23 protein-coding genes are annotated in these 24572 nt (G+C 64.9%); 10 read left to right on the top strand and 13 right to left on the bottom strand.

Going from position 1 to position 24572, the window contains the following annotated elements:
• Positions 1 to 130: 130 nt before the first annotated feature.
• The 4 genes from ACLKOZ_RS05680 to ACLKOZ_RS05665 form a co-directional block, all read right to left on the bottom strand.
• Entirely contained in the window at positions 131 to 880 is a 750-nt protein-coding gene (locus tag ACLKOZ_RS05680) for a LamB/YcsF family protein (protein ID WP_337350753.1), read from the bottom strand.
• Positions 864 to 1676, bottom strand: a complete 813-nt coding sequence (locus tag ACLKOZ_RS05675; protein WP_337345583.1) for a hypothetical protein — start codon at positions 1674 to 1676, stop codon at positions 864 to 866. The genes ACLKOZ_RS05680 and ACLKOZ_RS05675 overlap by 17 nt, the downstream gene beginning before the upstream one ends.
• An 88-nt stretch (positions 1677 to 1764) precedes the next feature.
• Positions 1765 to 2355, bottom strand: a complete 591-nt coding sequence (locus tag ACLKOZ_RS05670) for a hypothetical protein (protein WP_436473469.1) — start codon at positions 2353 to 2355, stop codon at positions 1765 to 1767.
• 3 nt (positions 2356 to 2358) lie between these two features.
• On the bottom strand, positions 2359 to 3033 hold the full coding sequence (locus tag ACLKOZ_RS05665) for an SDR family NAD(P)-dependent oxidoreductase (RefSeq protein WP_436473467.1): 675 nt from the start codon (positions 3031 to 3033) through the stop codon (positions 2359 to 2361).
• Between the two features lie 117 nt (positions 3034 to 3150).
• Here ACLKOZ_RS05665 and ACLKOZ_RS05660 point away from each other — a divergent pair, with 117 nt between their 5' ends.
• Positions 3151 to 4476, top strand: a complete 1326-nt coding sequence (locus tag ACLKOZ_RS05660) for an MFS transporter (RefSeq protein ID WP_436473465.1) — start codon at positions 3151 to 3153, stop codon at positions 4474 to 4476.
• 120 nt (positions 4477 to 4596) lie between these two features.
• On the opposite strand, the gene ACLKOZ_RS05655 is transcribed toward ACLKOZ_RS05660, so the two are convergent.
• The 3 genes from ACLKOZ_RS05655 to ACLKOZ_RS05645 all read right to left on the bottom strand — a co-directional run bounded on the left by ACLKOZ_RS05655 (position 4597) and on the right by ACLKOZ_RS05645 (position 8977).
• Positions 4597 to 6939, bottom strand: coding sequence for a glycoside hydrolase family 65 protein (locus tag ACLKOZ_RS05655; RefSeq protein ID WP_436473463.1), 2343 nt, complete (start codon positions 6937 to 6939; stop codon positions 4597 to 4599).
• A 198-nt stretch (positions 6940 to 7137) separates the two neighbouring features.
• Positions 7138 to 7869: an HAD family hydrolase gene (locus tag ACLKOZ_RS05650; RefSeq protein WP_436473460.1), complete on the bottom strand. Its 732-nt coding sequence runs from the start codon at positions 7867 to 7869 to the stop codon at positions 7138 to 7140.
• A 490-nt stretch (positions 7870 to 8359) separates the two neighbouring features.
• A complete protein-coding gene (locus ACLKOZ_RS05645) occupies positions 8360 to 8977 on the bottom strand; it encodes an alpha/beta hydrolase (RefSeq protein ID WP_436473458.1) in 618 nt (205 codons plus the stop codon).
• 227 nt (positions 8978 to 9204) lie between these two features.
• Between ACLKOZ_RS05645 and ACLKOZ_RS05640 the strand changes: the two genes are divergently transcribed.
• The 5 genes from ACLKOZ_RS05640 to ACLKOZ_RS05620 all read left to right on the top strand — a co-directional run bounded on the left by ACLKOZ_RS05640 (position 9205) and on the right by ACLKOZ_RS05620 (position 13989).
• A complete protein-coding gene (locus tag ACLKOZ_RS05640; RefSeq protein ID WP_337345576.1) occupies positions 9205 to 9462 on the top strand; it encodes a DUF6458 family protein in 258 nt (85 codons plus the stop codon).
• Positions 9463 to 9744: 282 nt separating this feature from the next.
• The gene (locus ACLKOZ_RS05635) at positions 9745 to 10548 is read left to right on the top strand and encodes a DeoR/GlpR family DNA-binding transcription regulator (protein WP_436473530.1); all 804 of its coding nucleotides are present in this window, start codon (positions 9745 to 9747) and stop codon (positions 10546 to 10548) included.
• Positions 10545 to 11579: a 1-phosphofructokinase family hexose kinase gene (locus ACLKOZ_RS05630; protein ID WP_436473456.1), complete on the top strand. Its 1035-nt coding sequence runs from the start codon at positions 10545 to 10547 to the stop codon at positions 11577 to 11579. The genes ACLKOZ_RS05635 and ACLKOZ_RS05630 overlap by 4 nt, the downstream gene beginning before the upstream one ends.
• Positions 11580 to 11581: 2 nt before the next feature.
• Positions 11582 to 13645, top strand: a complete 2064-nt coding sequence (locus ACLKOZ_RS05625; RefSeq protein WP_436473454.1) for a PTS fructose transporter subunit IIABC — start codon at positions 11582 to 11584, stop codon at positions 13643 to 13645.
• Between the two features lie 68 nt (positions 13646 to 13713).
• Positions 13714 to 13989 carry an HPr family phosphocarrier protein gene (locus ACLKOZ_RS05620; RefSeq protein WP_131133329.1) on the top strand — a complete coding sequence of 92 codons (276 nt, stop codon included), beginning with the start codon at positions 13714 to 13716 and terminating at the stop codon, positions 13987 to 13989.
• 192 nt (positions 13990 to 14181) lie between these two features.
• Here ACLKOZ_RS05620 and ACLKOZ_RS05615 read toward each other — a convergent pair whose 3' ends face one another.
• Positions 14182 to 14613 (bottom strand): SRPBCC family protein, encoded by a 432-nt coding sequence (locus ACLKOZ_RS05615; protein ID WP_436473452.1) that lies wholly within the window; start codon positions 14611 to 14613, stop codon positions 14182 to 14184.
• A complete protein-coding gene (locus tag ACLKOZ_RS05610) occupies positions 14613 to 15458 on the bottom strand; it encodes a class I SAM-dependent methyltransferase (protein ID WP_436473450.1) in 846 nt (281 codons plus the stop codon). Before ACLKOZ_RS05610 ends, ACLKOZ_RS05615 begins: the two co-directional genes overlap by 1 nt.
• A gap of 285 nt (positions 15459 to 15743) precedes the next feature.
• Between ACLKOZ_RS05610 and ACLKOZ_RS05605 the strand changes: the two genes are divergently transcribed.
• Positions 15744 to 16010 carry a DUF7218 family protein gene (locus ACLKOZ_RS05605; RefSeq protein WP_436473448.1) on the top strand — a complete coding sequence of 89 codons (267 nt, stop codon included), beginning with the start codon at positions 15744 to 15746 and terminating at the stop codon, positions 16008 to 16010.
• A gap of 81 nt (positions 16011 to 16091) precedes the next feature.
• Here ACLKOZ_RS05605 and ACLKOZ_RS05600 read toward each other — a convergent pair whose 3' ends face one another.
• The gene (locus ACLKOZ_RS05600; RefSeq protein WP_436473446.1) at positions 16092 to 17195 is read right to left on the bottom strand and encodes a Ku protein; all 1104 of its coding nucleotides are present in this window, start codon (positions 17193 to 17195) and stop codon (positions 16092 to 16094) included.
• A gap of 40 nt (positions 17196 to 17235) precedes the next feature.
• On the opposite strand from ACLKOZ_RS05600, the gene ACLKOZ_RS05595 reads away from it, so the two are divergent.
• Complete coding sequence (locus ACLKOZ_RS05595) at positions 17236 to 19728, top strand: ATP-dependent DNA ligase (RefSeq protein WP_436473444.1); 2493 nt, start codon at positions 17236 to 17238, stop codon at positions 19726 to 19728.
• 117 nt (positions 19729 to 19845) lie between these two features.
• Here the strand turns inward: ACLKOZ_RS05595 and ACLKOZ_RS05590 are convergent, their stop codons facing one another.
• Positions 19846 to 20106: a hypothetical protein gene (locus ACLKOZ_RS05590; RefSeq protein WP_436473442.1), complete on the bottom strand. Its 261-nt coding sequence runs from the start codon at positions 20104 to 20106 to the stop codon at positions 19846 to 19848.
• Between the two features lie 68 nt (positions 20107 to 20174).
• Positions 20175 to 20408, bottom strand: coding sequence for a hypothetical protein (locus tag ACLKOZ_RS05585; RefSeq protein WP_436473440.1), 234 nt, complete (start codon positions 20406 to 20408; stop codon positions 20175 to 20177).
• 486 nt (positions 20409 to 20894) lie between these two features.
• On the opposite strand from ACLKOZ_RS05585, the gene ACLKOZ_RS05580 reads away from it, so the two are divergent.
• Entirely contained in the window at positions 20895 to 22490 is a 1596-nt protein-coding gene (locus ACLKOZ_RS05580; RefSeq protein ID WP_436473438.1) for an MFS transporter, read from the top strand.
• A gap of 189 nt (positions 22491 to 22679) precedes the next feature.
• On the top strand, positions 22680 to 23768 hold the full coding sequence (locus ACLKOZ_RS05575; protein WP_436473436.1) for an FUSC family protein: 1089 nt from the start codon (positions 22680 to 22682) through the stop codon (positions 23766 to 23768).
• Here ACLKOZ_RS05575 and ACLKOZ_RS05570 read toward each other — a convergent pair.
• Positions 23736 to 24503: an SDR family NAD(P)-dependent oxidoreductase gene (locus tag ACLKOZ_RS05570; protein WP_436473434.1), complete on the bottom strand. Its 768-nt coding sequence runs from the start codon at positions 24501 to 24503 to the stop codon at positions 23736 to 23738. The two genes, ACLKOZ_RS05575 and ACLKOZ_RS05570, sit on opposite strands and share 33 nt — an antisense overlap.
• Positions 24504 to 24572: the final 69 nt, after the last annotated feature.

Below are 24572 nucleotides of genomic sequence, written 5' to 3'. Positions count from 1 at the left end.
GACGTCCTGCCCATAGGCGCCCGGGCCCGATGATGCCCTGCGCCGGGACGTCCCGCCCGAACATCTCTTGCCTGAGGGCTAATGCCCGAGGAAGTGCTCCGGCAAGTAACTCTGTCTGAAGCTCCCCAAATTACGCGAACGACTCCAACTGCACACCAGCGGCTTCGAGGCCTGAGCGGACGCCCGCGGCCATTTCGACTGCACCTGGAGTGTCGCCATGGATGCAGAGCGAGTCGGGCCGGACCTGAACCACTGTCCCGTCCACGGCCACCACCTCGCCTTTCACGGCAAGGCGCACCGCGCGCTCAACGATCGAGTCGACGTCGTGCAGCACGGCACCAGCCTGCGAGCGCGGCACCAACGTGCCGTCGGCCTGGTACGCGCGGTCCACGAAGGCTTCCACAAAAACGGGGTGGCCAGCGTCCTTGGCCTGGATCAGCAGTTGCGAGCCCGGCAGGCCCAGAATGGGCAGCCCGGGGTCATAGGCCTGAATGGCAGCAACCACGGCCGATGCCTGCTCTTCATCGTGTACGAGGCGATTGTAGAGGGCGCCGTGCGGCTTCACGTAATCCACCGACGCCCCGACGGCGTGCGCAACCCCGTCCAAGGCGCCCAGTTGGTAGAGGACGTCACCGAAAAGCTCGTCAAAGGACATGTCCAGGGAGCGTCGGCCAAAGCCTGCCAGATCCCGGTAGCCAACATGGGCCCCCACGGTGACGTCCAGTTCGAAGGCGGCGCGGCAGCTGTCCAGCATGGTGACAGGGTCTCCGGCGTGGAAGCCGCAGGCAACGTTGGCGCTGGTGACCAGGCGGAACATCGCGGCGTCGTCCCCCATGTTCCAGGAGCCGAATGATTCGCCAAGATCAGCGTTGAGGTCCAAGGTTGTTGCCTTCCAGAGTGAGGTTGTCCGGGCCCGCGCCGGTGGCTTTGAGCTCCCCTGGAATCGTATCCGGCATCGGCCCGAAAGCCTCCTTGGCATTCGCCACCACGGCCCGCCCCATCATCAGGTTTCCTGCTCCGCCTACCACGGCACCGATGCCGAATGGCAACGCCCGGCCGAACAAGGCCGTGCCTTGGCGCTTCAGCAGGCTCTTCAGGAACGCCTTCTGGATCCTGCTTCGGACGGCGCCGAAACCGGAGCCCGGGATGGACTTCGAGAGCACGTTCCCCCACGCCTTGGTGGGACTCGCACCCCTGCCCATCGCCTGGCCGCTTAGCGTGCCGAGCAGTGCCGTCCCCTCCTCGCCCAGCATGATGGCCATGACCATGGTGCTGGCCTTTTCCGGGTTGGTCAGGCGGATGCCGTGAAGTTCCGCCAGCGACGTCGCATAGAGGGCTGTGGCCTCGAGGAAACCGACAGTAGCGGCAGCAGAAAGTCCAAGCGAAGCGACAGTTCCGACTCCGGGCACAACGGCCGTCGCGCCCACGATCGCGCCGCCGCCGGTGACCGCCGCGAGGTAGTCGCGTTCAATCCGGACGGCCAGCTGTGCCGCGGACGCGTGGGGCTGTTTGCGCTGCACTCGGCGGATGTAGGCCAACACCAGTGGCCGCTGGATCTCCACCGCCCTCAGAAGCACGTTGTGCACCCCTGGTTTCGGCTTTCCTTCGGCGTCGAACACCGCGTTGTGGGCGGTTTCCTGTGCGATCCGCACGGCGGGATTGCTGCGCTTGGCCATGGTCACCTCTGCTTTCGTCCGCGGCAGCCTTCGCTGCCGTACCTAAATACTAAGGTTGCTTAACACTAGGCCAACCCCTGTTGGTCCCCTACATCACCCAGGATTCGGCCACGGCCATATACCCGGACGACGACGGCCCCCGCGGTCCAGGGTAGACGCTCGGCGCGCCGGGCCACTCCACCCCGAATTCGGCCAGCCGGCCGCTGCTGCATGGCAGATAAACATTGCTGAGGGCCCCGGAGTTGGACCCGAGCTGGAAATCGGGCTGGGAAAAGTGCCTGCGGTCCAGGACCCCTGCGAGCTCCAGCTCAGCCTTGCGGCCGGTGGCGCGGAATCCGTGCTCAAGGTCCAGATCGACGTCGAACTCGTCCTGGGTGTGCGAGATCCCGCTCAGCGGGAACCTGGCTGCCTCTGGGAAGTACCGGGTCAGTTCAGTGGCGAGCGTGGCGGCGAAGTATTCGTTGCTTCCGTAACTGCGCCATCCCTGCAGAGTCGCAATGATCAGCGCATTACCGGTTCCCCAGCGCGACCATTCCGCCATCCAGAAGGAGGCAAAACAGCTGGCTGCTTCGCCCGGAACCTGTTCGCCATTGGCATTCACCGGATGCAGGGCAAGGCCATGGTTGGCGCCTACGAATGCCAGGCTGCGCCGCCACGACCCGGCAGGAGTGCTTTCCAACGTTCACCAGTCCAGATCGGGAGCACCGAGCGAGACGAATCTCGGCGATCGGCGTTCGTTTGACTCAAGCAGTTCCAGCAACTCCCGCGCCGCAACACGCGGGGGCTTGACGGCGTCGGCCTGGCCCATCCCGGTGGCGAGCTTGCCGGGATGGACAGCCCAGCACCGGACCCGCCCCTGAAGATCCTGCGCCAGCGACACCGTCACCATGTTCTGGGCTGCCTTGGACACCCGGTACGCGTAGCTTGTGGAAAGGCGTGCGAAGTCCCCGCGCGCCTGGGCCGACACGGACCCCAGGCGGGACGTGATGTTCACAATGACCGGGTCAGCAGAGGAGAGCAGTTGCGGCAGGAGCGCCTGCACCATGCGCAGGGGTCCGGCCGCATTCACGTCGACGGCGTTCAGGACACCTGCCGCATCCACGCTACCGAGCCGCTGGTGTGCCGCCCCCTGGGCCGCGTTATTAATGAGGACGTCCACCGGCCGCCCGCGCACCGCGTCCACCACGGCGGACAGGTCATCAGACCTGACATCGTGGATCACCACCTGAACCCCCGGCAGCCCGTCCAACGCCGGCGGCCCGGAGGCCTGCCGCACCACGGCCAGCACAAGCCATCCCGCTGCCGAAAGCTCCCGGGCGAGCGCCGCACCGAAACCCCGGCCGGCGCCGGTGACCACCGCGAGCCGCTGCCTCTGCCCGTGCTGCGGCCCGCCCCGATGCGCCGGCTGTTGATCTAACCCTCCAGGCTGCATTCCAGTACCCCCCGATATCCCGCCAAAGCCTAGACTTACCCTATGCCCACCCCCAAAGCCCTGCGGCCCTTTGCGCACCGTGAGTACCGGGTCCTGATCGCAGCCCTTGCCATCTCCATCTTCGGATCCGGGATGTGGGCTGTCGCGATGGTTTACCAGGTGATCCACCTCGGCGGCGGCCCTCTGGAGCTCTCTCTCGTTGCCACTGGCGGAAGCGTGGGCCTGGTCGCGTTTGTGCTCGCGGGAGGCATCGCGGCTGACCGTTTCCCCCAGAGGCTCCTGATTATCGCCGTGGAGGGCGCCAACCTGGCCGTTATCGCTGGTATCTCCGCCCTATCCATCGCCGGCTGGCTGGAGATCTGGCACCTTGCAGTGGGCGCCTTTGTCCTGGGTGTCGGCGCGGCATTCTTCTTCCCCGCCTACTCGGCTATCCTGCCCCGGATCCTGCCGCCCGAGGACCTGCTCGCGGCAAATGGAATGGAGGGGACCATGCGTCCCACCCTCCAGCAGGCGGCCGGGCCCGCCCTCGCCGGCGTCCTGGTGGCCGCACTGTCGCCCACGCATGCGGTCGCGGGTGTCGCAGCCTGCCACCTGATGGCCTTCATCATCCTGAATTTCCTGGGCCAGCATGCTTTGGACGCACCCGCTAACGGATCCGAAGCCGGCCCACGCATCAGCGGAATGACCGGGAAACAGCGGGCCAAGTCATCCTTCTTCCACGACCTCCGAGAAGGCATCACCTACACCCTGCGGACCCCCTGGCTGCTCTGGACCCTTCTCTGGGCCTGTATCTCAGTGCTTTTCCTCATCGGCCCCATCGAAGTGCTGCTGCCATTTGTGGTCCGCGACCAGCTGGGCGGCGACTCCAGCATGTTCGGTTTCCTGCTCGCCATCATGGGCGTCGGCGGTGCGGCGGCATCGCTGGTGACTGCGTCTCTGCGGCTGCCCCGGCGGTATCTCACGGTGATGATGGCGTCCTGGGGCGTGGGCTCGCTGCCTCTGGCCGCCGTCGGAATCATGGACAACTTCTGGGCCCTGGCCGCGGCACTGTTCGTCTTTGGTGCCACCGGCAGCGTGGGCATGGTCATTTGGGGCACGCTACTGCAGCGGCGCGTCCCGCCCCACTTGCTCGGCAGGGTATCCAGCCTGGACTTCTTTGTGTCGCTCGCCCTGATGCCGGTGTCGATGGCACTGGCCGGGCCCGCCGCGGAAGTCCTCCCCATCTGGCTGATCTTCCTGGTGGCGGGCGGCGTCTGCCCCATCGTGGCGGTGGTCGCGTCCATCGTCGCGAAGATGCCCCAGGATGAGCTGGACCACCCGCTGGACCGGGTCCCCGAAGTGGAACGCACGACGGCGGCAGGAGACTGACGTGCACAGTGTCAGTCTCCTGCCGCCTCTTGGCTCCTGGTCCTAGGCACCTAAATAGGCGGTCGCCTAGATACTCAATGCCGCGGCTTGGGCGGGAGCGCCGGCAAGGTGTATTGACAGCTACGCGCGGGCGCGCACCACGGGAACGCTCGCCGTCGGCGGTCCGCTGGGGAAGACCGTGGGTTCGGGAACCTGGACGGGTGCGAGCGCCACGCGGACAGGTTCCGCGCCTACGCTGAACAGTTCGCCGCGGACGTCGACGTCGAGCGGTTGGCCCTCGGACACTGTGATGGTGAGGGAGCCGGCGTCGAGCTGCACCTGCAGGAGGCGGCCCTGGAGCTTGAGGTGGAAAGCGAGGCTTTCCCATTCAGCGGGCAGGCGCGGATCAAAGTACGGCACAGGGCCCTGGTCGCGGAGGCCTGCAAAGCCGCAGACCAGCGAGCTCCATACGCCGCCGGTGGACGCGATGTGCACGCCGTCGATCGTGTTGCCGTGGGTGTCGTCCAGGTCGATGAACACAGCATTGGTGAAGTGCTCCAGCGCCGCCTTGGGGTAGCCCACCTCTGCGGCCATGATCCCCTGGACACAGGCAGAGAGGGTGGAGTCGCCGGTAGTGATGGGGTCATAGAAATCGAACGCCCGGCGCTTTTCCTCGGCCGTGAAGTCCTGCCATTGCAGGAACATGGCCAGGACGGTGTCGGCCTGTTTGAGGACCTGGTGGCGGTAGATCACCAGCGGGTGGAAGTGCAGCAGCAGCGGGTATTTGGACCGGGGCGTGGTCCAGTCCCAGGGCTCCAGGGTCATGAAGTCGTTGTCCTGGGAGTGGACTTCCATCCGCTCGTCGAACGGAAGCTGCATGCGGTCAGCCGCGGCTGCCCAGAGCTGGCGTTCGTCGTCGCTGATCTCGGTGTGGTCCAGGGCCGCGGCGGCGCGCAGGTTAAAGCGCGCCATGACGTTGGTGTAGAGGTTGTCGTTGACCACGGCCGTGTACTCGTCCGGACCGGTGACGCCATGGATGTGGAAGAGTCCGTCCTTGCCGAAGAAGCCCAAGGAGATCCACATGCGGGCTGTCTCGATCAGCAGTTCGGCACCCATTCCATCGCGGAAGGACGCATCGCCGCTGGCCCAGACGTACCGGTTGGTGGCGAACGCTATGGCCGCCGCAATGTGGAACTGCGCGGTGCCTGCCGCGTAGTAGGCGCTGGCTTCGAGCCCGTTGATGGTGCGCCACGGGAACAGCGCGCCGTCGACGCTGAGCTCCTTGGCGCGGATCCTGGCCGTGGGGAGCATCTCGTGACGGAATTCGAGGACCTGGCGGGCTCCCTCGGGGTTGGTGTAGGTCAGGTAGGGCAGGAGGTAGACCTCCTGGTCCCAGAAGTAGTGGCCCTCGTAGCCGGAGCCGCTGACTCCCTTCGCGGGGATGCCCGCGACGTCGGCGCGGGCTGTGGCCTGGGCCAGCTGGAACAGGTTCCAGCGGATGGCCTGCTGCAGTTCGGACTGGCCACCCACCACGATGTCGGAGGTTGCCCAGTAGTCGCTGTAGTGCTCGCGGCTTTCAGCAAAGATGTCCTCCACTGAGCGCAGGCCCTCTTCGGCTACTTCCGCCGCGTCCCGTCCGGAGTCCTGGACGCCACGGCCGGCGGCGTAGCTGACGATTTTCTCAAGCCGGAAAGGCTCATCGGCGCCGACGGCCAGGACGTACCGGACGCTGCTGTCGTCCTGGTCAACCAGGGTGTCGAACGGCTGGTGGCCGGCGGAGGTCCAGTGGTCCACGGCGATCCCCACGCGCTGCTTGGATTCCGCCGCTTCCCAGGAGAGGCGGAGCGAGCCGTCGCCGCCCTCGAGCCGCAACGGCAGCAGGACACGGCCTGCGTGGCGGCCGGCGCGGCGCGGGTCGTGCTCGGAGTGGTCCTCCACCGGCTGGTCCTGGCGGTTGATGACCGAGGACGTGACGTCCGCGGACACGTCCCGGTCTGCCGAGACCTCCAGGGAGATGCCCAGGCTGCCGCGGGAGGCGAAGCCCACTGCCCGGCGCTCGGTGGTGGTGACCGTGGCCCCGGAGCGGCACAGCCACGTGATGCGGCATTCATAGATACCGGTGGCGAAGTCCACCGAGCGGCGGTAGTCCAGCACTGCCGACTCGGCCAGGCTGAGTGTCTCGCCGTCGATGATCACCGTGAAGTTGTTCGCATCGGGGATGTAGATGATCCGCTGCCCGGTCCGGGCGAAGCCGAAGGCGTTCTCGGCATGCTTGATGTCCCAGATTTCGTGCAGGCCGTTGATGAAGCTGCCCGGCAGGTCGGCGTCGGCAGCTGCCCAATGGGCGCCGCGAATGCCAAGGTGCCCGTTGCCCAGCGCGAAAAGGGTCTCCAGGGTACCCGCGTTGCCCGGCTCGTGGCGCGTTTCCACAAGCTGCCAGGGGGTGTTGGGGAACCGTTCGCGGTCCGCGGTGATAAGAGCCATGGTGTTGGGGTCCTTTTGGCGTTGTGCTGTGCAGCCGGGTCTCATCCGGCTTGGGGGTGCTTTGTGCATGCCCGCTGCGGGCATGCACTGAGGGTTTGGTTGTGCGGGCCGGCTTGGGAGCCAGGGTGCCGCGCGAGGACCGGCGGAGCTGGCTGTCGGGGAACAGCCGGGGCTCACCGGCTGGCTGGGTTCAGTGGGCTAGAGGAGTTCCTCGAGGTCGCTGACCACCATGGTGGCTCCGGCATCCAGCAACGTCTGCCTGCCGGCGCCGCGGTCCACCCCGATCACGGAATGGAAAGATCCTGCGTGGCCGGCCTGCACACCTGACACGGCATCCTCCACCACTACGCATTCCTCACTGGGAAGATCCAGCAGCCGGGCCGCGTAGTCGTACGTGGCGGGGCTGGGCTTGCCGGGCAAGCCTTCGGCAGCTGCCACCACACCATCCACTACTACGCGGAAGCGGTCACTCAAGCCAGCCGCCTTAAGGACCGCCGGGGCGTTCCGGGAAGAGGAGACGACGGCGACCTTGAGTCCCTGCGCCAGCGCGGCTTCGATGAAACGCACTGAGCCCTCGAACGGTTCCACGCCGGAGCTCACAATGTCGTTGAAGATTCGGTTCTTGCGGTTGCCGAGTCCCTGCACCGTGGCGTGCGTGGGATCGTCGTCAGTGGGTCCCTCGGGAAGCACAATGCCCCGGGATGACAGGAAGTCCCGGACGCCGTCGAACCGCGGTTTGCCGTCGATGTGGTCGAAGTAGTCGCTCTCGCGGTAGCCGGCCACCTCCGGTTGGGACGCCAGGTAGCCTTCAAAGAGTTCCTGCCAGGCCTGCTCGTGGACAGTGGCCGTAGGGGTCAGCACTCCGTCCAGGTCGAAGAGAATGGCGGAGGCGCCGGTCCAACTGGTGGGCTGTGTCAGAAGATCAGTCATGCGCGGTGCGGTGTCCTTTCAGACGGCTGGCAGGCTCGGGGCGCGGTGCCTGGCGTAGGCAGTGCATGGAATGGCGGTGCATGGAATGGCAGTGCTTTGGATGCGGGCGGCGACGATGTCCGCTGATCAGCAAGCGCGGCGCGGGGGCGTGGGCCTGAATGCCACGGCTGGCCGGAGGGGCGCTGATGAATACCTTCTTCCATCATGGACGCCGTGAGGTCCCGTGACAAACCGAGGGGCAACCTGACGGGCAGGCCAGCAACTGGCGGGCAGCTTAGCAGCGCAAACGGGCACGTTGAACAGGTGCACGCCGCAGATCTCCTTCCGCCCAGTTCCAGGGCCGTTGAATTACGGCCGAAGTCGAGTGTAAGCGCTTACAAATTTAGCGCGCAACTGTTTTTTCCCGGCCACGGAGTGTGACGAAACTCTCGGACCCCAGCCACACTCGTGCGAGGACGTATTCAACGCCCATGTGATGGCTGGGCAGGGCCTATTTGAGGACGTAATGGCGCAGGAAGGCGCTGACATCCACCATCTCCGCCTTGCTCATCGCATGCCCCATGCCGGGATAGGTCCTGGCTGTAAGCAGGGTGTTGGCGTTCAGCCACTCCTCGGTATGGGCGATGGCATCGTCATTGATCACCAGGTCCGCCTTGTCCCTTCCCCAGAAGAAGGGCGGCGGGGTGTCAAAGGAGTCAGTCATTGCCAAAAGGTCGTTGTCCAGTACGAAGCCGGACAACCCCACCACGGTTTCATAGCTCTTGGGGTGCAGGCGGAGCAGGGTACTGGCCATCGCCATACCCTGCGAGTACCCCATCAGGCTCACGCTGCTGTGCTGGCCCCTTACGGCATTGATCCAGTCGTGGACCTTGTTGGTGGTGCTGATGACATCGGCGAAGTCGTTAGCGAGGAAGTAGTCCAGCAGGAACCAGCCATAGTGGTCGCCGATGATCATGGGTGCCCGCAGTGCCGCGCAAGTGAACGCCGAGGGCAGGTAGTCAACCAGCCGCGCCATCCGGGATTCGTCGGTGCCGTAGCCGTGCATCATCACGAGCAGGGGCGTGCCGGCCCGCTCTTCCTCCGGCTTGGACCACACAACTGTTTCCATCGGATCAGCCTAACCAGCAGGCCCGCCCTGCGGCGCAATGGCGCACGGATGCACCGACGCCGCACCCCTGCCCGGTCATTGAATCAGCGCACACCGCGCTGTAGCCTGACGCTAGACAGACAGCATGCTTAGCAAAAAAAAAACTTGGCCCTGCTTGGCAAACAAACGAGCACGTCCTGCAGTTCCAGAAGTACCGCCCACAATCCGCGGACAATAAGGAGCAAGTCATGAGAATCGGTTCTTCAATCTTCCTCATCGCCATCGGCGCCATCCTGGCCTGGGCCATCGCACCGGGGCTCATTCCCTTCGTAGATCAGGTACTGATCGGGTACATCCTGATGGCGGTAGGCGTTATCGGGCTCATCGCCTCGCTGATCCTGGCCTCCCCGGGACGCAGTCGGAGGGTGAGCGAAACCCGCTCGGTAGTGGACCCCAACACGGGAGAACGCATCACGCGCAACGAAAGCCGCGACGGAAACCTGTAGCCTCCGGACGGAAAGCGCCACACCATGAACCCCACGAGCCGGGTCGGACCACAACGGTCCGGCCCGGCTTTTCACTGCCCCGCTACCCCAAAAAATTTTGTCCAGGTGCGGCGACTTCCAGCCCGGCTAACTCCTTGGAAGTGGACAAAAGCTCCCGCGTACTTTGTTTCATGTGGGTTTCCATTGACAAACCAACACAAACAAAGATAAAGTCAAGTAATTCCACATCGTGTGATGCCAGTCACTCAAGAATCCAGCAGGACTTTACGCAACGGAGGGTATGTGTTCGCCGAGGAGCGCCAGCAGAAGATTGCCGAGCTCGTTGCCGGCAGCGGCCGGGTCAGCGTTACCCTGCTGGCTGAGCGCTTCCGCATCACCACCGAAACCGTCCGCCGGGACCTCGCAACCCTGGAAAATGCCGGGACAGTTCGCCGCGTCCACGGCGGTGCCGTCGCGGCAGACCGGTTCAGCACCACCGAAGAAAGCATCAACGAACGCTCCGTCCAGCGCCCCGACCAAAAGCGGCGCATCGCCGAAGCAGCCATGGCTTTGGTTCCGCAAACCTCCTCCGGGAGCATCCTGATCGACGCCGGCTCCACCACCGAAGTCCTGGCTGAACTGCTCTCCCGGCGCACCGCCGTCGAACCTTCCGAGGCCGGAGCTGAAGCCGAGCTCGTAGTGATCACTCACGCCGTGCCCATCGCCGCCAAGCTCTCCAGTACACCCGGAATCGCCCTCCAGATCCTGGGCGGCCGGGTCCGCGGCCTCACCCAGGCCGCTGTAGGGCAGGCAACAGTGGATGCCGCCCACCGGCTGCGTCCGGACGTCGCCTTCATCGGCACGAACGGCATCCACCCCAGTTTTGGCCTCAGCACTCCCGATCCTGAAGAAGCCGCCGTCAAGGCAGCCTTCGTCCATTCGGCCCGCCGCATCGTGGTGCTGGCCGATTCCTCCAAGCTGGACGCAGAAACACTGGTCCAGTTCGCCTCCCTGAAAGATCTGGACACCTTGATTACAGACAGCGAGCCCAGCCCGGAACTGGCAGCAGCCCTGACAGAGGCCGGCGTTGACGTGGTGATCGCATGATCGTCACTTTCACAGCCAACCCCAGCCTGGACCGCACGGTGGCCCTGCCCGGCCCGCTTGAACGCGGTGAGGTCCAGCGCGCCGTTTCGGTCAGCCAGGAATCCGGCGGCAAAGGCGTCAATGTTTCCCGGGCCCTGGTCGCCTCGGGCCTGCAGACCATCGCAGTACTCCCGGGCGGCGACGGCGATCCCGTCTTGGCCGGACTGCACCACGACGGCGTCCCGTTCGCCGCCCTGCCCATTGACGAGCCACTGCGCACCAACGTGGCCCTCACCGAACCGGGCGGCGTCACCACCAAGATCAACGAGCCCGGGCCGGTCCTGAGCGCAGAAGAGCAGGAAGCCCTGATCATGCTGCTACTGGAGCGCGCCCGCGGCGCCAGCTGGGTAGTCCTGGCAGGTTCCCTGCCGCCGGGCTTCCCGGCCGACTTCTACGCCACCGTCGCTCGGCGGCTGCGTGGTATCGCCGGTGCTGGTGAAGGTTCCGGTGTCGACGGCGGTGTGCCGCTCATCGCCGTCGACTCCTCTGGCGGGCCGCTCGTGGCCGCCGTTACCGGCACCTCGCCGGATGGTGTGATGCAGGACGGTGTGTCCGGGAAGCCGGACCTCCTTAAGCCCAACGCCGAGGAACTGGCGGAACTGGCTGCAGCAGCCGGTTTCGCCACGGCGTCAACCGCAGACGAACTCGAAGCGGATCCGCAGGCCGCCGCAGCGGCCGCCGCCGCCGTCGTGCGTTCCGGTGTGGGTGCTGTGCTGGCAACTCTCGGATCCAAGGGAGCTGTCCTGGTTACGGCCGACGGCGCGTGGCTGGCCACGCATCCGCCGGTCGCCGCGGTCAGTACGGTCGGCGCAGGCGATTCGTCGCTGGCCGGCTACCTGCTCGCCCACGGCCAGGGCGCCGCCCCGGCCGATTGCCTCCGCCAGGCTGTGGCACACGGTGCCGCCGCCGCCTCCCTGCCGGGTTCCACTGTCCCGGCAGTCCACCAAACCACCCCGGATGCCGTAACCATCACGGCCCTTCGAAAGGATTGACAGTGACTCAGCTCATCACCACCGAACTGGTCGAGCTCGACCAGAACCTGGGCAACTCGCCCGAGGACGTGATCCGGCACCTGGCCAGCAAAGTAGCTGCCGCTGGCCGCGCCACCGAAGTCGAAGGCCTCTTTGCCGATGCCTTTGCCCGCGAACAAAAGACCGCCACCGGGATCCCGGGCGGCATCGCCATCCCGCACTGCCGCTCCGAGGCGGTCACCGTTCCCACCCTTGCCATGGCCCGCCTCAACCCCAAAGTGGACTTCGGCGCCAAGGATGGCCCGGCGGACCTGATTTTCTTCATCGCCGCCCCCGGCGGCGCAGACCAGGAACACCTCAAGCTGCTGTCCAAGCTTGCCCGTTCGCTGATCAAGAAGGACTTCACGGCAGCCCTGCGCAATGCATCTTCCCGTGAGGAAATCGTTGAACTCGTGGACGGCGCACTGGCGGACAAGCCGGCAGCCCACGCAGGTGCTGTTCCTGCCGATGCTGCGCCGGCAGCTGTTACGGCAGGCTCAACCAGCACTGCTGGCACCGCAGCCGCAGGCCCCAAGCGCATCGTCGCTGTAACCGCGTGCCCCACGGGCATCGCCCACACCTACATGGCCGCCGACTCGCTGGTCGCCGCTGCCCAGGAAATGGGTGTTGACCTGCAGGTTGAGACCCAGGGCTCCTCCGGCGCCAAGCCGCTGGACCCCGCGGTCATCGCCGCCGCCGACGCCGTGATCTTCGCGGTGGACGTGGACGTCCGTGGCAAAGAGCGCTTCGCAGGCAAGCCCGTTATCAACGCACCCGTCAAGCGCGGCATCGACGAGCCCGCCAAGATGGTCCAGGAAGCACTCGCTGCAGCCGATAATCCGAATGCGCGCCGCGTCCCCCACTTCGGGGCGGAGGAACAGGCCGAGAACGAGGCCACCGAAAAGGGTGAGCACATCGGCCAGAAGCTGAAGAAAGCCCTGCTGACGGGCGTCAGCTACATGATCCCGTTCGTCGCCGGTGGCGGCCTGCTGATCGCCCTTGGCTTCCTGATGGGCGGCTACCTGATCACCGATTTCGCCGACGCGATCGTGGTGGACAACAACCTCTTCAACCTGCCCACCGAATTCCCTGATAACGCTTGGGGCCCGCTCGGCGCCTACCTCGGTGCCGTGCTCTTCAAGATCGGCGCCCTGTCCATGGGCTTCCTGGTCCCTGCGCTGGCCGGCTACATCGCTTACGCCATCGCCGACCGGCCAGGTATTGCACCCGGCTTCGTCGCCGGTGCCGTAGCCGGATTCATGGGTGCAGGCTTCCTCGGCGGCATCGTTGGCGGCCTGCTCGCCGGTTACATCGCCCACGTGATTGGAAGCTGGGCCGTGCCCCGTTGGCTCCGCGGCCTGATGCCTGTTGTCATCATTCCGTTGCTGGCCTCGATCGTTGCATCAGGCGCGATGTTCCTCTTCCTCGGTGGGCCCATCAAGTCCCTCACCGATGGACTGAACGCGTGGCTGTCCGGCCTTACCGGCGCAAGCGCCATCGTCTTGGGAGTCATCCTGGGCCTCATGATGTGCTTCGACCTCGGCGGCCCGGTCAACAAGGTCGCGTATGCGTTCGCCGTCGCCGGCCTGGGTGCCGCCACGGTAGACAACCAGGCTCCGTGGCAGATCATGGCAGCAGTCATGGCTGCAGGTATGGTGCCGCCGCTGGCTATGGCCCTGGCATCGACGGTCCTGGACAAGAAGCGCTTCAGCCTGGCTGAGCGCGAAAACGGTAAGGCCGCCTGGCTGCTGGGAGCTTCCTTCATCTCCGAAGGGGCCATCCCGTTCGCCGCTGCCGACCCGCTCCGCGTTATCCCCGCCAGCATGCTGGGTGGAGCCGTCACGGGCGCCATCTCCATGGCGGCAGCTGTTGGATCCAAGGCCCCCCACGGCGGCATCTTCGTGTTCTTCGCCATCGACAACTTCCTGATGTTCGTGGTCGCAATCGTGGCAGGTACCGTCGTGACGGCCCTGTCAGTGATTGCACTCAAGCGCTGGGCCGTCCGCGAACCCGCTGCTACCGTGGAGTCCGTTCCCGTAACGGTCTGACCCGGCTTCAACCACAACGTAACAACGGCGCCAAACCAACAGTGCGCCGAAAGACAAAAGGAGCAAAAATGCCAGAACGCACCGCAACCGTCGCCAGCCGAGTAGGCCTGCACGCCCGCCCCGCCGCCATCTTCGCAGAGGCCGCCGGCGAGTACGACCTCGACATCACCATCGCCCGTGAAGGCGAGCCGGCCGACGAAGCCATGGACGCCGCCAGCATCCTGTCCCTGATGAGCCTGGGTGCCTCCCACGGCGATGTTGTGGTGCTCCGCGCCGAGGGCACCGGCGCGGACGACGCCCTGGAGAGCCTCGTGAAGATCCTGGAAACGGATCACGACGCGTAAGTAGCCGTGTTGTTCGACTAGCAGAGTCGTTCGACTGGCAGAGTGCCGACGGCCGCCGTCGTGCCCCTCCCCCTGTGGGAACGGGCACGACGGCGGCCGCTGGCTTTTAAGCGTCCCACTTCCCAACTAAGTAGCAGCTGATGTCGTTATGAGCGCCCATAACGACATCTGCTGCTACCTAGTTGGGCGGGGTTAGCCGCGTTCGGTGATTTTCTTGACGTCCGCCACGAGCATGTCCCACATGCCTTGGGAGTGCTCGGCCGCCTCTTCGGTGGCGTTGTTGTCCTGCGAGAGCGTGAGCTGCGTCCTGCCGTCCGTCTCCTCCAGCGTCCACGTCAGGGTGTGGTAATTTTCAGGCGCGTCCTGCTCACCGCCGAGCGGGCTGAAATGCGTGTGGACCAGTTTCTGGCCAGGTTCGATTTCGAGGATGTAGCCCTTATCTTCGTAAGGCTTGCCCTCCCACTCTCCGCGCCACAGGATGGGCCCACCGACTGTCCAGTCCGTGACCAGGTCGGCGCCGAACATAAATTCCTTCACGGCGGCCGGATCTGTGATGACGTGCCAGACGCGGCTCGCGGGCGCATCGATGGTGACTGTGGAGGTCGCCACGTGGTTTCCTGGCATTATTTGGACTTCCTTGCCGTGAGCAGCAGGTATTCCCATTCCATTTGCCACGCGGCGTCGCCATGGGCATCGCCGAAGGAGTCGGCAAGTTCCGTGAGGGCCTGGTCCAGGGCCTTGACCTTTTCTTCGTCCTCGGCGATGAACTTGTACACCGAAATGGTGGGGCCGTAGTGGGACTTGAAATACCGCAGGAAATCCTCGGGCTGGTGGAAGCTGTGGATGACCAGCGTGCGCTTCTCCGCCTTGATGTCAGTGATCCTGTCCCCGAACAGCTCCCGCACGTGGTCCTCTGTTCCCCAGAGCGGCGGCGGTGATGCCCCGGGTGGCGGCGGGGGTGCGAACGGCTTCATGACGGCGAACATCTTTCCGATGAACCCCTCGGGAGTCCAGTTCAGCAGGCCGATGGTGCCGCCGGGCTTGCATACGCGCACGATTTCATCCGCACCGGCCTGGTGTCGGGGCGCGAACATGACGCCCAGGCATGACATCACCACATCAAACTCGTTGTCCCCGAACGGCAGGGCCTCAGCGTCGGCTTCCACCCATTCAAGCTCTGCGCCACGGTCGGCTGCCTGGTGGCGGCCGGCGTCGAACATTTCCGGTGTCAGGTCACCGGCAACCACATGGGCGCCCATCATGGCCGCAGGAATGGCAGCGTTGCCTGCCCCGGCAGCAACATCCAGGACCCGCTGCCTGGCTTTGACTCCACACGCCTCAACCAGGATGGCGCCGAGGTCCAGGATCAGTTCGCTTGCCAGTGCGGGGTAGTCCCCCGAAGCCCACATGGCCCGGTGCTTCTGCTTCAATGCACGGTCGGCCTCTTTGACGTCCGTTGTGTCATTCATGTCGGTGTCCCTCTCCTGTGACAGGTTCTGAGTGACAGCACGCTGTGCAAACAGTGGAGGCTGTGATGCGACCCATTGTGGCCGCAGCCGGCCGGGGTGTAAAGCGCCGGGAGCTGCGTGCGGATCCATAAAGCAAGCAGCCTTAGTGTTTCCTTGTTTTTCCACAGGCCCGGACATAGCGTGGAAGCCTGACCAGCGAAGACAGTGGTTGCGACGTCCGATCCCAGGATGAGAGACCACCAACTGCTGGGCACGCCTTACCCACACTGCTTGAAGGAGGATGACATGCCAGGGAAGAAAAACCCGAGCCTGAAGGACCCCGAGCTGTATGAGGAACTGCGGGAGGACGGTGCGTCCAAGCAGAAGGCAGCCCGCATTTCGAACGCGGCAGCCAAGAAAGGCCGCTCTTCTGTGGGCCGCAAAGGCGGACAGTCAGGCGACTACGAGGACTGGACCGTTCCGCAGCTCAAAGCGAAGGCCAAAGAAATAGGCCTCAAGGGCTACTCCGCCAAGAAGAAGAGCGAGCTTATCTCCGCGCTCCGGAACTCCTAGGCGGCCGCCATCTCCGCACCAGCCGTTCGACTGCCCGGAGCGTCAGGGCCGCTTGCACCGCCGCGCCTACGCGATAAAGGATCAAGCACCCTTACGCGCCCGCGTCGTAGTGGCCTTTGCCGCAGGCTTGGCACTGGCAGTCTTAGAGGTGGACTTGGTGGCGCTGGTTTTAGCCGTGGTCGATTTAGCTGCAGTGGACTTAGTCCCGGCAGCTTTGGCGGCAGTGGACTTGGCCGTGCTGGATTTGGCCGTGCTGGATTTCGCAGTACTGGATGTACCCGACTTTGCGGCCCTCGATTTAGCGGCGGTGGACTTGGCGGCAGCACCCTTGGTTCCGGTGTCCGCCTCTTCCTCGGCCTCTTCGTCCTCGCCGGCGCTGGCGGCGGGCGCCGCAGCGCCCCCTCGCTTCCGGTCCAGGCTGCGCTTGAGGGCTTCCATCAGGTCGATGACCTCGCCCTTGCCGCCTTCGCCGGCTTCCACGCCGAAGGTCTCGTCAGTATCCAGGGAGTCGCCCTTTTCCAACTTGGCTTCGATCAGCGTCCGGAGCTGGATCTGGTAATCGTCGGTGAAATGGTCCGGATCGAAATCGGCGGCCATGGACTCCACCAGCGCCGCGGACATTTCGCGTTCTTGGGCCGAGATGCGGACGGATTCATCCAGGGCCGGGAAGTTTGCTTCGCGGACCTCGTCGGGCCACAGGAGGGACTGCAGCACCAGCACATCATCCTTGATACGCAGTGCCCCCAGCCTGGTTTTCTCGCGCAGGGCGAACTGGACAATGGCCACCCGGTCCGTGTCCTCAAGGGCCCGGCGCAACAGGACGTACGCCTTGGGCGATTTCGAGTCCGGCTCCAAGTAGTAGCTCTTCTCGAACATCATGGGTTCCAGCTGCTCCGACGGGACAAACTGGACCACCTCGATCTCGTGGCTGTTCTCCGCCGGAATGGACTTGAGCTCGTCCTTGGACAGGACAACGGTCCGGCCACCCTCCTCAAACGCCTTCTCAATGTCCGAATAATCAATGATCTTGCTGCAGACCTCGCAGCGCCGCTGGTACCGGATCCTGCCGCCGTCGGCGTTGTGGACCTGGTGGAGGCTGATGTCGTGGTCCTCGGTGGCGCTGTAGACCTTCACGGGCACGTTGACCAGGCCAAACGCGATGGCACCTTTCCAGATGGCTCTCATGCCTCAAGTGAACCGCACACGGGGCCGGAGGTGAAGACCCTTGGCCGGTGCTAAGGAACGTGTCAGGGTGGCGGGGCGGGAACTGACCCTGACCAACCTGGACAAAATCATCTATCCGGAGACCGGCACCACCAAGGCCGATGTCCTGGCCTACTACGCAGCCGTGGCACACGTCCTGATCCCGGCCGCGGCCAGCCGCCCGGCAACCCGCAAGCGGTGGGTCAATGGCGTGGGCACCGCGGCGGAACCCGGCGAAGTGTTCTTCCAGAAAAACCTGGAGGACTCGGCGCCAGGCTGGCTCCCCCGGGCCGCCATCACGCACAAGGACCGGACCATCTACTACCCCATGGTCAACGATCCCGCCACCCTCACGTGGTTCGGCCAGATCAACTCGTTGGAAATCCACGTGCCGCAGTGGAAGGTCGATTCCCACGGCAAGCAGCTGAATCCGGACCGCCTGGTGTTGGACCTGGATCCCGGCGAAGGTGCCGGCCTGGAGGAATGCGTGGAGGTGGCCTTCCTGGCGCGGGCCATCCTGCAGGACGTCGGACTGGACCCCATCCCTGTGACGAGTGGCAGCAAGGGCATCCACCTCTACGCCGGCCTGGACGGAACCCAGACATCGGAGCAGATTTCTGACTTTGCCCACGAACTGGCCAGGGCCCTTGAGGCCGACCATTCCGATCTCGCCGTCAGCGACATGAAGAAGACGCTGCGCAAGGGCAAGGTCCTGGTGGACTGGAGCCAGAACAGCGCGGCCAAGACCACCATCGTCCCGTACTCCCTCCGCGGCCGGCACACCCCCACGGTGGCTGCTCCGCGGACCTGGCGGGAGCTCAGCTCCCCCAACCTCCAACATCTGGATTACAAAGCCGTGATGCGGCGGGTGAAGGCGGGCAAAGACCCCTTCGCCGCCCTCGGCACCGGAACCGGGGCCGGGCACCCGGGAAGCGCGGTAGAAGACCAGCACGACGGCGGCGCTCATCCCCGCTTGGAACGGTACCGTTCGATGCGCGATCCAAGCGCGACGCCGGAACCTTTCACAGGCGCTGAGGGAACCGGAAACACCTTTGTGATCCAAGAGCACCACGCCAGTAGGCTGCACTTCGACTTCCGACTGGAGTACGACGGTGTGCTGGTGTCCTGGGCCCTGCCCAAGGGCGTTCCGGAGACCGGCGGCAAAAACCACCTGGCGGTCCAGACCGAGGATCATCCCCTGGACTACGCCACGTTTGAGGGCACCATTCCGAAGGGGCAGTACGGCGCCGGGGAAGTCACCATCTGGGACCACGGAACCTACGAACTCGAGAAATGGATCAACGGCCGGGAGGTCATCGCCACCCTGACCGGTTCCGAAGGCGGGGGCCTGGGTGGAACCAAGAAGTTCGCGTTAATCCATACCGGCCGTGGGCAGGGCAAGGATTCCGAAGGGCAGTGGCTGATCCACCTGATGGACAAGGACCACCACACTTTCCATCCGCGGAAGGCACCGGCGGAAGAGGAGGAGCCCGAGGGGCCCGAGGAGTCCGAGGAGTCCGAGGCGAAGGAAGACGGGGAGCATGCACCAGCGATCCGCGCTGAAGATTTCACTCCCATGATGGCCACTGCCGGTGCCGCCGCAGATCTTCAAGGCAGCGACTGGGAGTTTGAGCTCAAATGGGACGGCGTCCGCGCCGTGATCGTCGCGGACGAAAAGAAGATCCGCATTTTCAGCCGCAATGGCAACGACGTCTCCGCAACCTATCCCGAGCTCACCGACCGGACCTGTTGGCCGGACCGGCCATTCGTCGCCGATGGTGAGATCATCGCCGTCGGGCCTTCCGGCAAACCCGACTTTGGCGTGCTCCAGGGGCGCATGAAACTGACCCGGCCCGCCGACGTCGCCAGGGCACGTATCGCAATCCCGGTCCGCTTGATGCTTTTCGACCTCCTGTTCGACGGCGGGAAGGACCTCCGCCGCCTTCCGTTCGACAAAAGGCGGCAGCGGCTGGAGGAGTTTCACGAGCCATCGGCCTGCCCCGTGGAGCTGTCCCCAGTCCTGGACGACCGGATCGAGCACATCCTCGAAAGCGCACAGGAGTTGGGGCTCGAGGGCGTCATGGCTAAGCGGACGGACAGCCGGTATGTCAGCGGCCAGCGGACCAGGACCTGGATCAAGATCAAGCTGGAGCAGACCCAGGAAGTGGTGGTGGGCGGCTGGCGACCGGGCAAGGGCGGGCGCCGGAGTTCGGTCGGTTCGCTCCTCGTCGGCATCCCGGAAGGCAACAAACTGCGATACGTGGGCCGGGTTGGCAGCGGATTCAGCCTGCGTGAACTTGAGGAACTCCGCCGGAAAATGGACGATCTTGCCCGGAAGACGTCACCGTTCAACGACGTGCCCCGCGAGGACGCCTCGGACGCCCGGTGGGTGAGTCCACGGCTGGTCGGTGAGGTGACGTTTGGTGACTGGACGGGCGCTGGGAAGCTCAGGCATCCGGTGTGGCGCGGCTGGCGGCTGGACAAAAACGTGGACGAGGTGGTGACGGAAGTTTAGCGACGGCGCTGCTGCTGGCGAGGCGTCAATTTACCCTGGGACACAGTAAAGACCTGGGGACCCCCGAATTCGGGCGTCCCCAGGTCTTTTCCATGTCGTCAGGTCAGATGCGCGTCCCTAGGAGGAGTGCGGCATCTGCGGGCGGCTGGTCCGGTGCACAGCCGTGATGGCGGCCTCGTGGCCCATCCGCCCTGGTGCCGAACCGTGTTCCTTGGGATGCCGGCGCTTGCCGTTTCCGTCAGGCCAGCGCTTCTCCCCAACCATGGCAGTGGTCACGGCGATGGTGGCCGGACCTGGCATGGCTGGCGTGTCCATGGCCGCGGCGATATGGTCCGCGACCTCCGGTTCGATCTTGGTTCCAGCATGTTTTTCAGCCATTTTCTTCCTTTCCGCAGTGAAATGAAGTGTTACCGACAGTGGGTCTGACGTGCCTTGCCGGGCCGGGGCTACCAGCGGACTTTCTTCTGGGCCGGCCCTTGCTTACCACTGGCATGGGTCGGTTTGTGGCTCTTGCCGACGCTTTGCAGTCCGGCGTCGCCGCCACGGGACTTACTGGCCAGCATGGCCCGTTGCGCTTCGGTGAGACCTGCACGGATGCCTTTGGCGTCGGCGTTCTCCGCTGCTCCCTCGGCGTGGGCCGCGGAGGACGCGTCGTTGCCGGGAGTGTTTTGTTCAGTCATGGGTGGAACCTTTCTGAGGAGGATTTGCTTGTCTGGCGAGTTCAGCGTGGACGGGGCCAGAGATCCGGGCCGCAGGCGTCCGCCTACTCAAAAATCAGTATTCCCATGCCACAACAATAGGCAGCATGCGCCCGGCTTGTGAACCCCCGGATTGCCGGGTCTCCCTGGATTCCAAACTTGCCCGGACCTTCCGGAATTGCCGTGGCGGGCGTCACTTTTAGTGGCGGATCGGCCATCAAAAGCAGCCAAAAACCCGCGCTGAAGAAAAAGATTGCATAACGATGGCACACACCCGCCGGATTCCCAGTGATGGCGCGGCGAGAGCGGCGAAAAGAAATCAGATGACAAAGCCTGAAAATGCCCTGAAACAGGTGATCTTACGGCATCGAACTCTGAATTGCCACAGAATTCGCGTAAAATTGAAGGCCTGCCCAGAGCGGGGCAGCTACAAGTCGCAAGCAAATGACCTCCATAGGAGTCGCCCAAATGCCCATAGACCGAAGCGTGACCGACTCTTCAGCAGGCGCTACCAGCGCCAGCGGAACCAACAATGTAATGCCACCCGCACCACCCAGTGGGCGGAAACCAAGGATTCTGACACGTCGACGGCTCAAAGAGTCCGATGTGAACGTCGTAGACCAGCCGATGCTGAAAAAGGCGCTCGGCGGAACCATCGTGGGTAACACCATGGAATGGTTCGACGTCGGCGTATTTGGCTACCTGATCACCACCATGGGGCCAGTCTTCCTCCCCGAGGCCGACAAGTCCGTCCAGACGCTGTTCCTGCTGGGAACGTTCGCCGCCACCTTCATCGCCCGTCCACTCGGCGGTGTGGTCTTCGGCTGGCTCGGCGACAAGGTGGGGCGGCAAAAAGTACTCGCCGCAACACTGATGCTCATGGCGGCGAGCACCTTCGCCGTCGGACTGCTTCCCGGCTATGCGCAGATCGGCATCTGGGCCGCTGCGCTGCTGGTGATCCTCAAGCTCGTGCAGGGCTTCTCCACCGGCGGTGAATACGCCGGTGCCACCACGTTTGTGAGCGAATACGCCCCGGATAAGCGCCGCGGGTTCTTTGCAAGCTTCCTGGACATGGGCAGCTACCTTGGGTTCGCCCTGGGTGCCGCGCTGGTGTCTGTCCTGCAGCTGACCCTTGGCCAGACCGCCATGGAGGAATGGGGCTGGCGCATTCCGTTCCTGATCGCTGGTCCGCTGGGCCTGATCGCTATCTACTTCCGGAACAAGATCGAGGAATCCCCTCAGTTCCAGGCAACCCTGGACGCCCAGGAATCCCTCGGCCAGCATGCGGCCGCAGCTGACGTCGACGCTGCTAAGGGTCCTGTTGGGATCGTGAAGGCCTACTGGCGTTCGCTTATCGTGGCCATGATCCTTGTGGCCGCCGCCAACACCGCCGGCTACGCCCTGACGTCCTACATGCCGACGTACCTCACTGAATCCAAGGGCTACGACCCCGTCCACGGAACGCTGCTGACCATCCCCGTGCTGGTCATCATGAGCCTCTGCATTCCCCTGACGGGAAAGCTGTCTGACCGGATCGGCCGCCGCCCTGTGCTGTGGATCGGTGCCATCAGCACCGTGGTGCTGGCAACTCCGGCGTTTCTGCTGATCGGCATCGGCGAGGTCTGGTCCACACTGGCCGGCCTTTCCCTGATCGCCTTCCCGGTGACGTTCTATGTTGCGAACCTTGCCTCGGCGCTGCCGGCGCAGTTCCCGACAGCAAACAGGTACGGCGCCATGGGCATTGCCTACAACTTCGCCGTGGCCATCTTCGGGGGCACCACCCCGTTCATCGTGGCAGCGCTGATCACCGCGACCGGGGACGACATGATGCCCGCCTACTACCTGATGGGCACCTCCCTGATTGGCGCCGTCGCGATCTACTTCCTGAAGGAATCAGCCCAGCGTCCCCTGCCCGGCTCCATGCCCAGCGTGGACACCCAGGCTGAGGCCAGGGAACTGGTGGCCACCCAGGACGATAACCCGCTGATCGACCTGGACGACATGCCGTTCGAAACCCAGGACATCACCGATGCCTCGGCGGACAAGGTTGCGGCCGGAGTCTAGGCAACAGTTTCAGCACAGCAACACTAACCGGCCTTTCCTGGCCGTCTTGTAGCCGCCGTCTTTGCAGCCCGCTCAAAGGCCCGTCCTGCGCGCTTTCCTTGGGGGAAGCACGCGGGGCGGGCCTTAGCCGTGCCCCGGGAGATAATTCTGAGATGCCGCCCGTCAAGGGCAAACAACGAGGAGGGTGCCGTGAAGTCCGTAGTCCGGCAGGTTCGTGCCCTCCACCGGCTGGAACCGGCGAACAACGACCACCTGGCCGCGCTCCGCGTTGCCCTGAGCGTCGCCGTCCCGTCCCTCCTCCTCCTGGCCCTGGGCCGTGCGGACCTGATCATCTACGCGGTTTTCGGCGCCTTGACGGGAATGTATGGACGGTCCGAATCGCACCAACTGCGCCTTCGGCACCAGTCCCAAGCGGCCCTGGTACTCCTCAGCGGCGTAGCCGTAGGCGTTTTCCTGTCCGTCAACCAGCTCCAGTCCTGGTGGTTGGTGGCTGTCGAGGCGGTGCTCGCGGGAGTCGGATCAGTGTATTCGGACCGCGTGAAGCTCAAACCCAACGGCCCATTCTTTGGCATCCTGGCCCTGGGCGCCTGCGCGTCGGTCCCCCTGGCGGTCCCCTGGTATGCCGCCCTGCTGATTGCGGCAGGAGCAGCAGCTTTCTCCATGATGGTGGGCTTCGCCGGGTGGGTCCGCGGCCGGGCCTGGCAGGCGGGCGCCGCACGGGACGTCGTCGCCCTGCGCGGTGCTGCCGGCCGTGCGGCTGCCGTTCATGCGGCCAGGTACACGCTGGCAGTGGGGCTGGCCGGGACCCTCGGGGTGATGAGTGGCAGCGGGCACCCGCATTGGGCCATGGCGGCTGCTGCCGTCCCATTGGCCGGCGCCGACCTTCCCAGCAGGGTCCGGCGCGGCATCCACCGTATTGTGGGGACATTCCTCGGGCTGGCGGTCACCGCCGTCGTCCTTGTTCCCGCGCCCTGGTCCTTCGCACCGCACTTCGTTGCCCACCAAGTGGCTGTCCTGGCCATCCTGGTGATCGTCTTCCAGTTCAGTACTGAGCTTTTTATGGCGCGGCACTACGGCCTGGCCATGGTCTCCTTCACGCCGGTGATCCTCCTGATGACGCAGCTGGCAGCGCCGATCGACCCCGCGCTGCTCATCCTGGAGCGCGGAGTGGAAACGTTCGTGGGCGCGCTCGTAGGCATTCTGGTGGTGGTGGCGGTGAGGACCCGGCATGCTGGAGTTGCTCCGCTATTTAGCCTTGCGCGCCGGGCCCGTGAGTAGCCTGTCCGGCAGCACCCGCGCCGCCACAGCCACAGCCTTATAGCGTTTCGACGGGATGGACACGGCCTTGCCGCGGAGGTTGTCCGCCAATCCTTCACGCACTACCCGCTCGGCTGTCAGCCAGGTCCAGGCCGGCGTCACCGATTTGTCCGCCCCCATCCGGTCGTGGAACTCGGTGTGCGTGAAGCCCGGGCACACCGCCGTGACCTTCACACCGCGCGGTCCGTAGGCCACGTTTGCCGAGCGGCTGAAGCTGAGCAGCCACGCCTTCGCCGCCGCGTAGGTTCCGCGCGGGAGGAATGCGGCAATACTGGATACGTTGATGATCCGGCCGGAACCGCGTTCGAGCATGCCCTGAAGCGCGGCGTGGGTCAGTTCCATGGCGGACTCCACGTGCAGCTTCAGATGCTGCTTCTCCGCCGAGATGTGGTTGTCCTCGAAGTTGTGCAGCAGGCCGGTTCCCGCGTTGTTAACCAGGACGCCCACCGGGCTTTCCACGGCTGTGAGGCGTCCGACGACGGCGGCCACACCGGCGTCGTCCGTCAGGTCCGCGGGCAACACCTCAGCCCTGATCCCGTACCGCCGTTCCAGGTCTGCCGCTGTTTCCTGGAGCCGGGCCCTATCCCGGGCCACCAGCACGAGGTTGTGGCCTTGGGCCGCCAACTGCCGGGCGAATTCGGCGCCCAGGCCTGCGCTGGCTCCGGTGATCAGGGCCGTGGTGGTTTTCGTCGCCATCCTTTGAGACTAACCCGACGGATTTTGCACCATCATTCCCGCCAGGCCCCGGGACACCGCCCGGAAATG

The organism is Arthrobacter sp. R4, from assembly GCF_051365025.1.
Lineage (GTDB): Bacteria > Actinomycetota > Actinomycetes > Actinomycetales > Micrococcaceae > Arthrobacter.
This window is presented reverse-complemented; position numbering and strand designations above follow the sequence as displayed.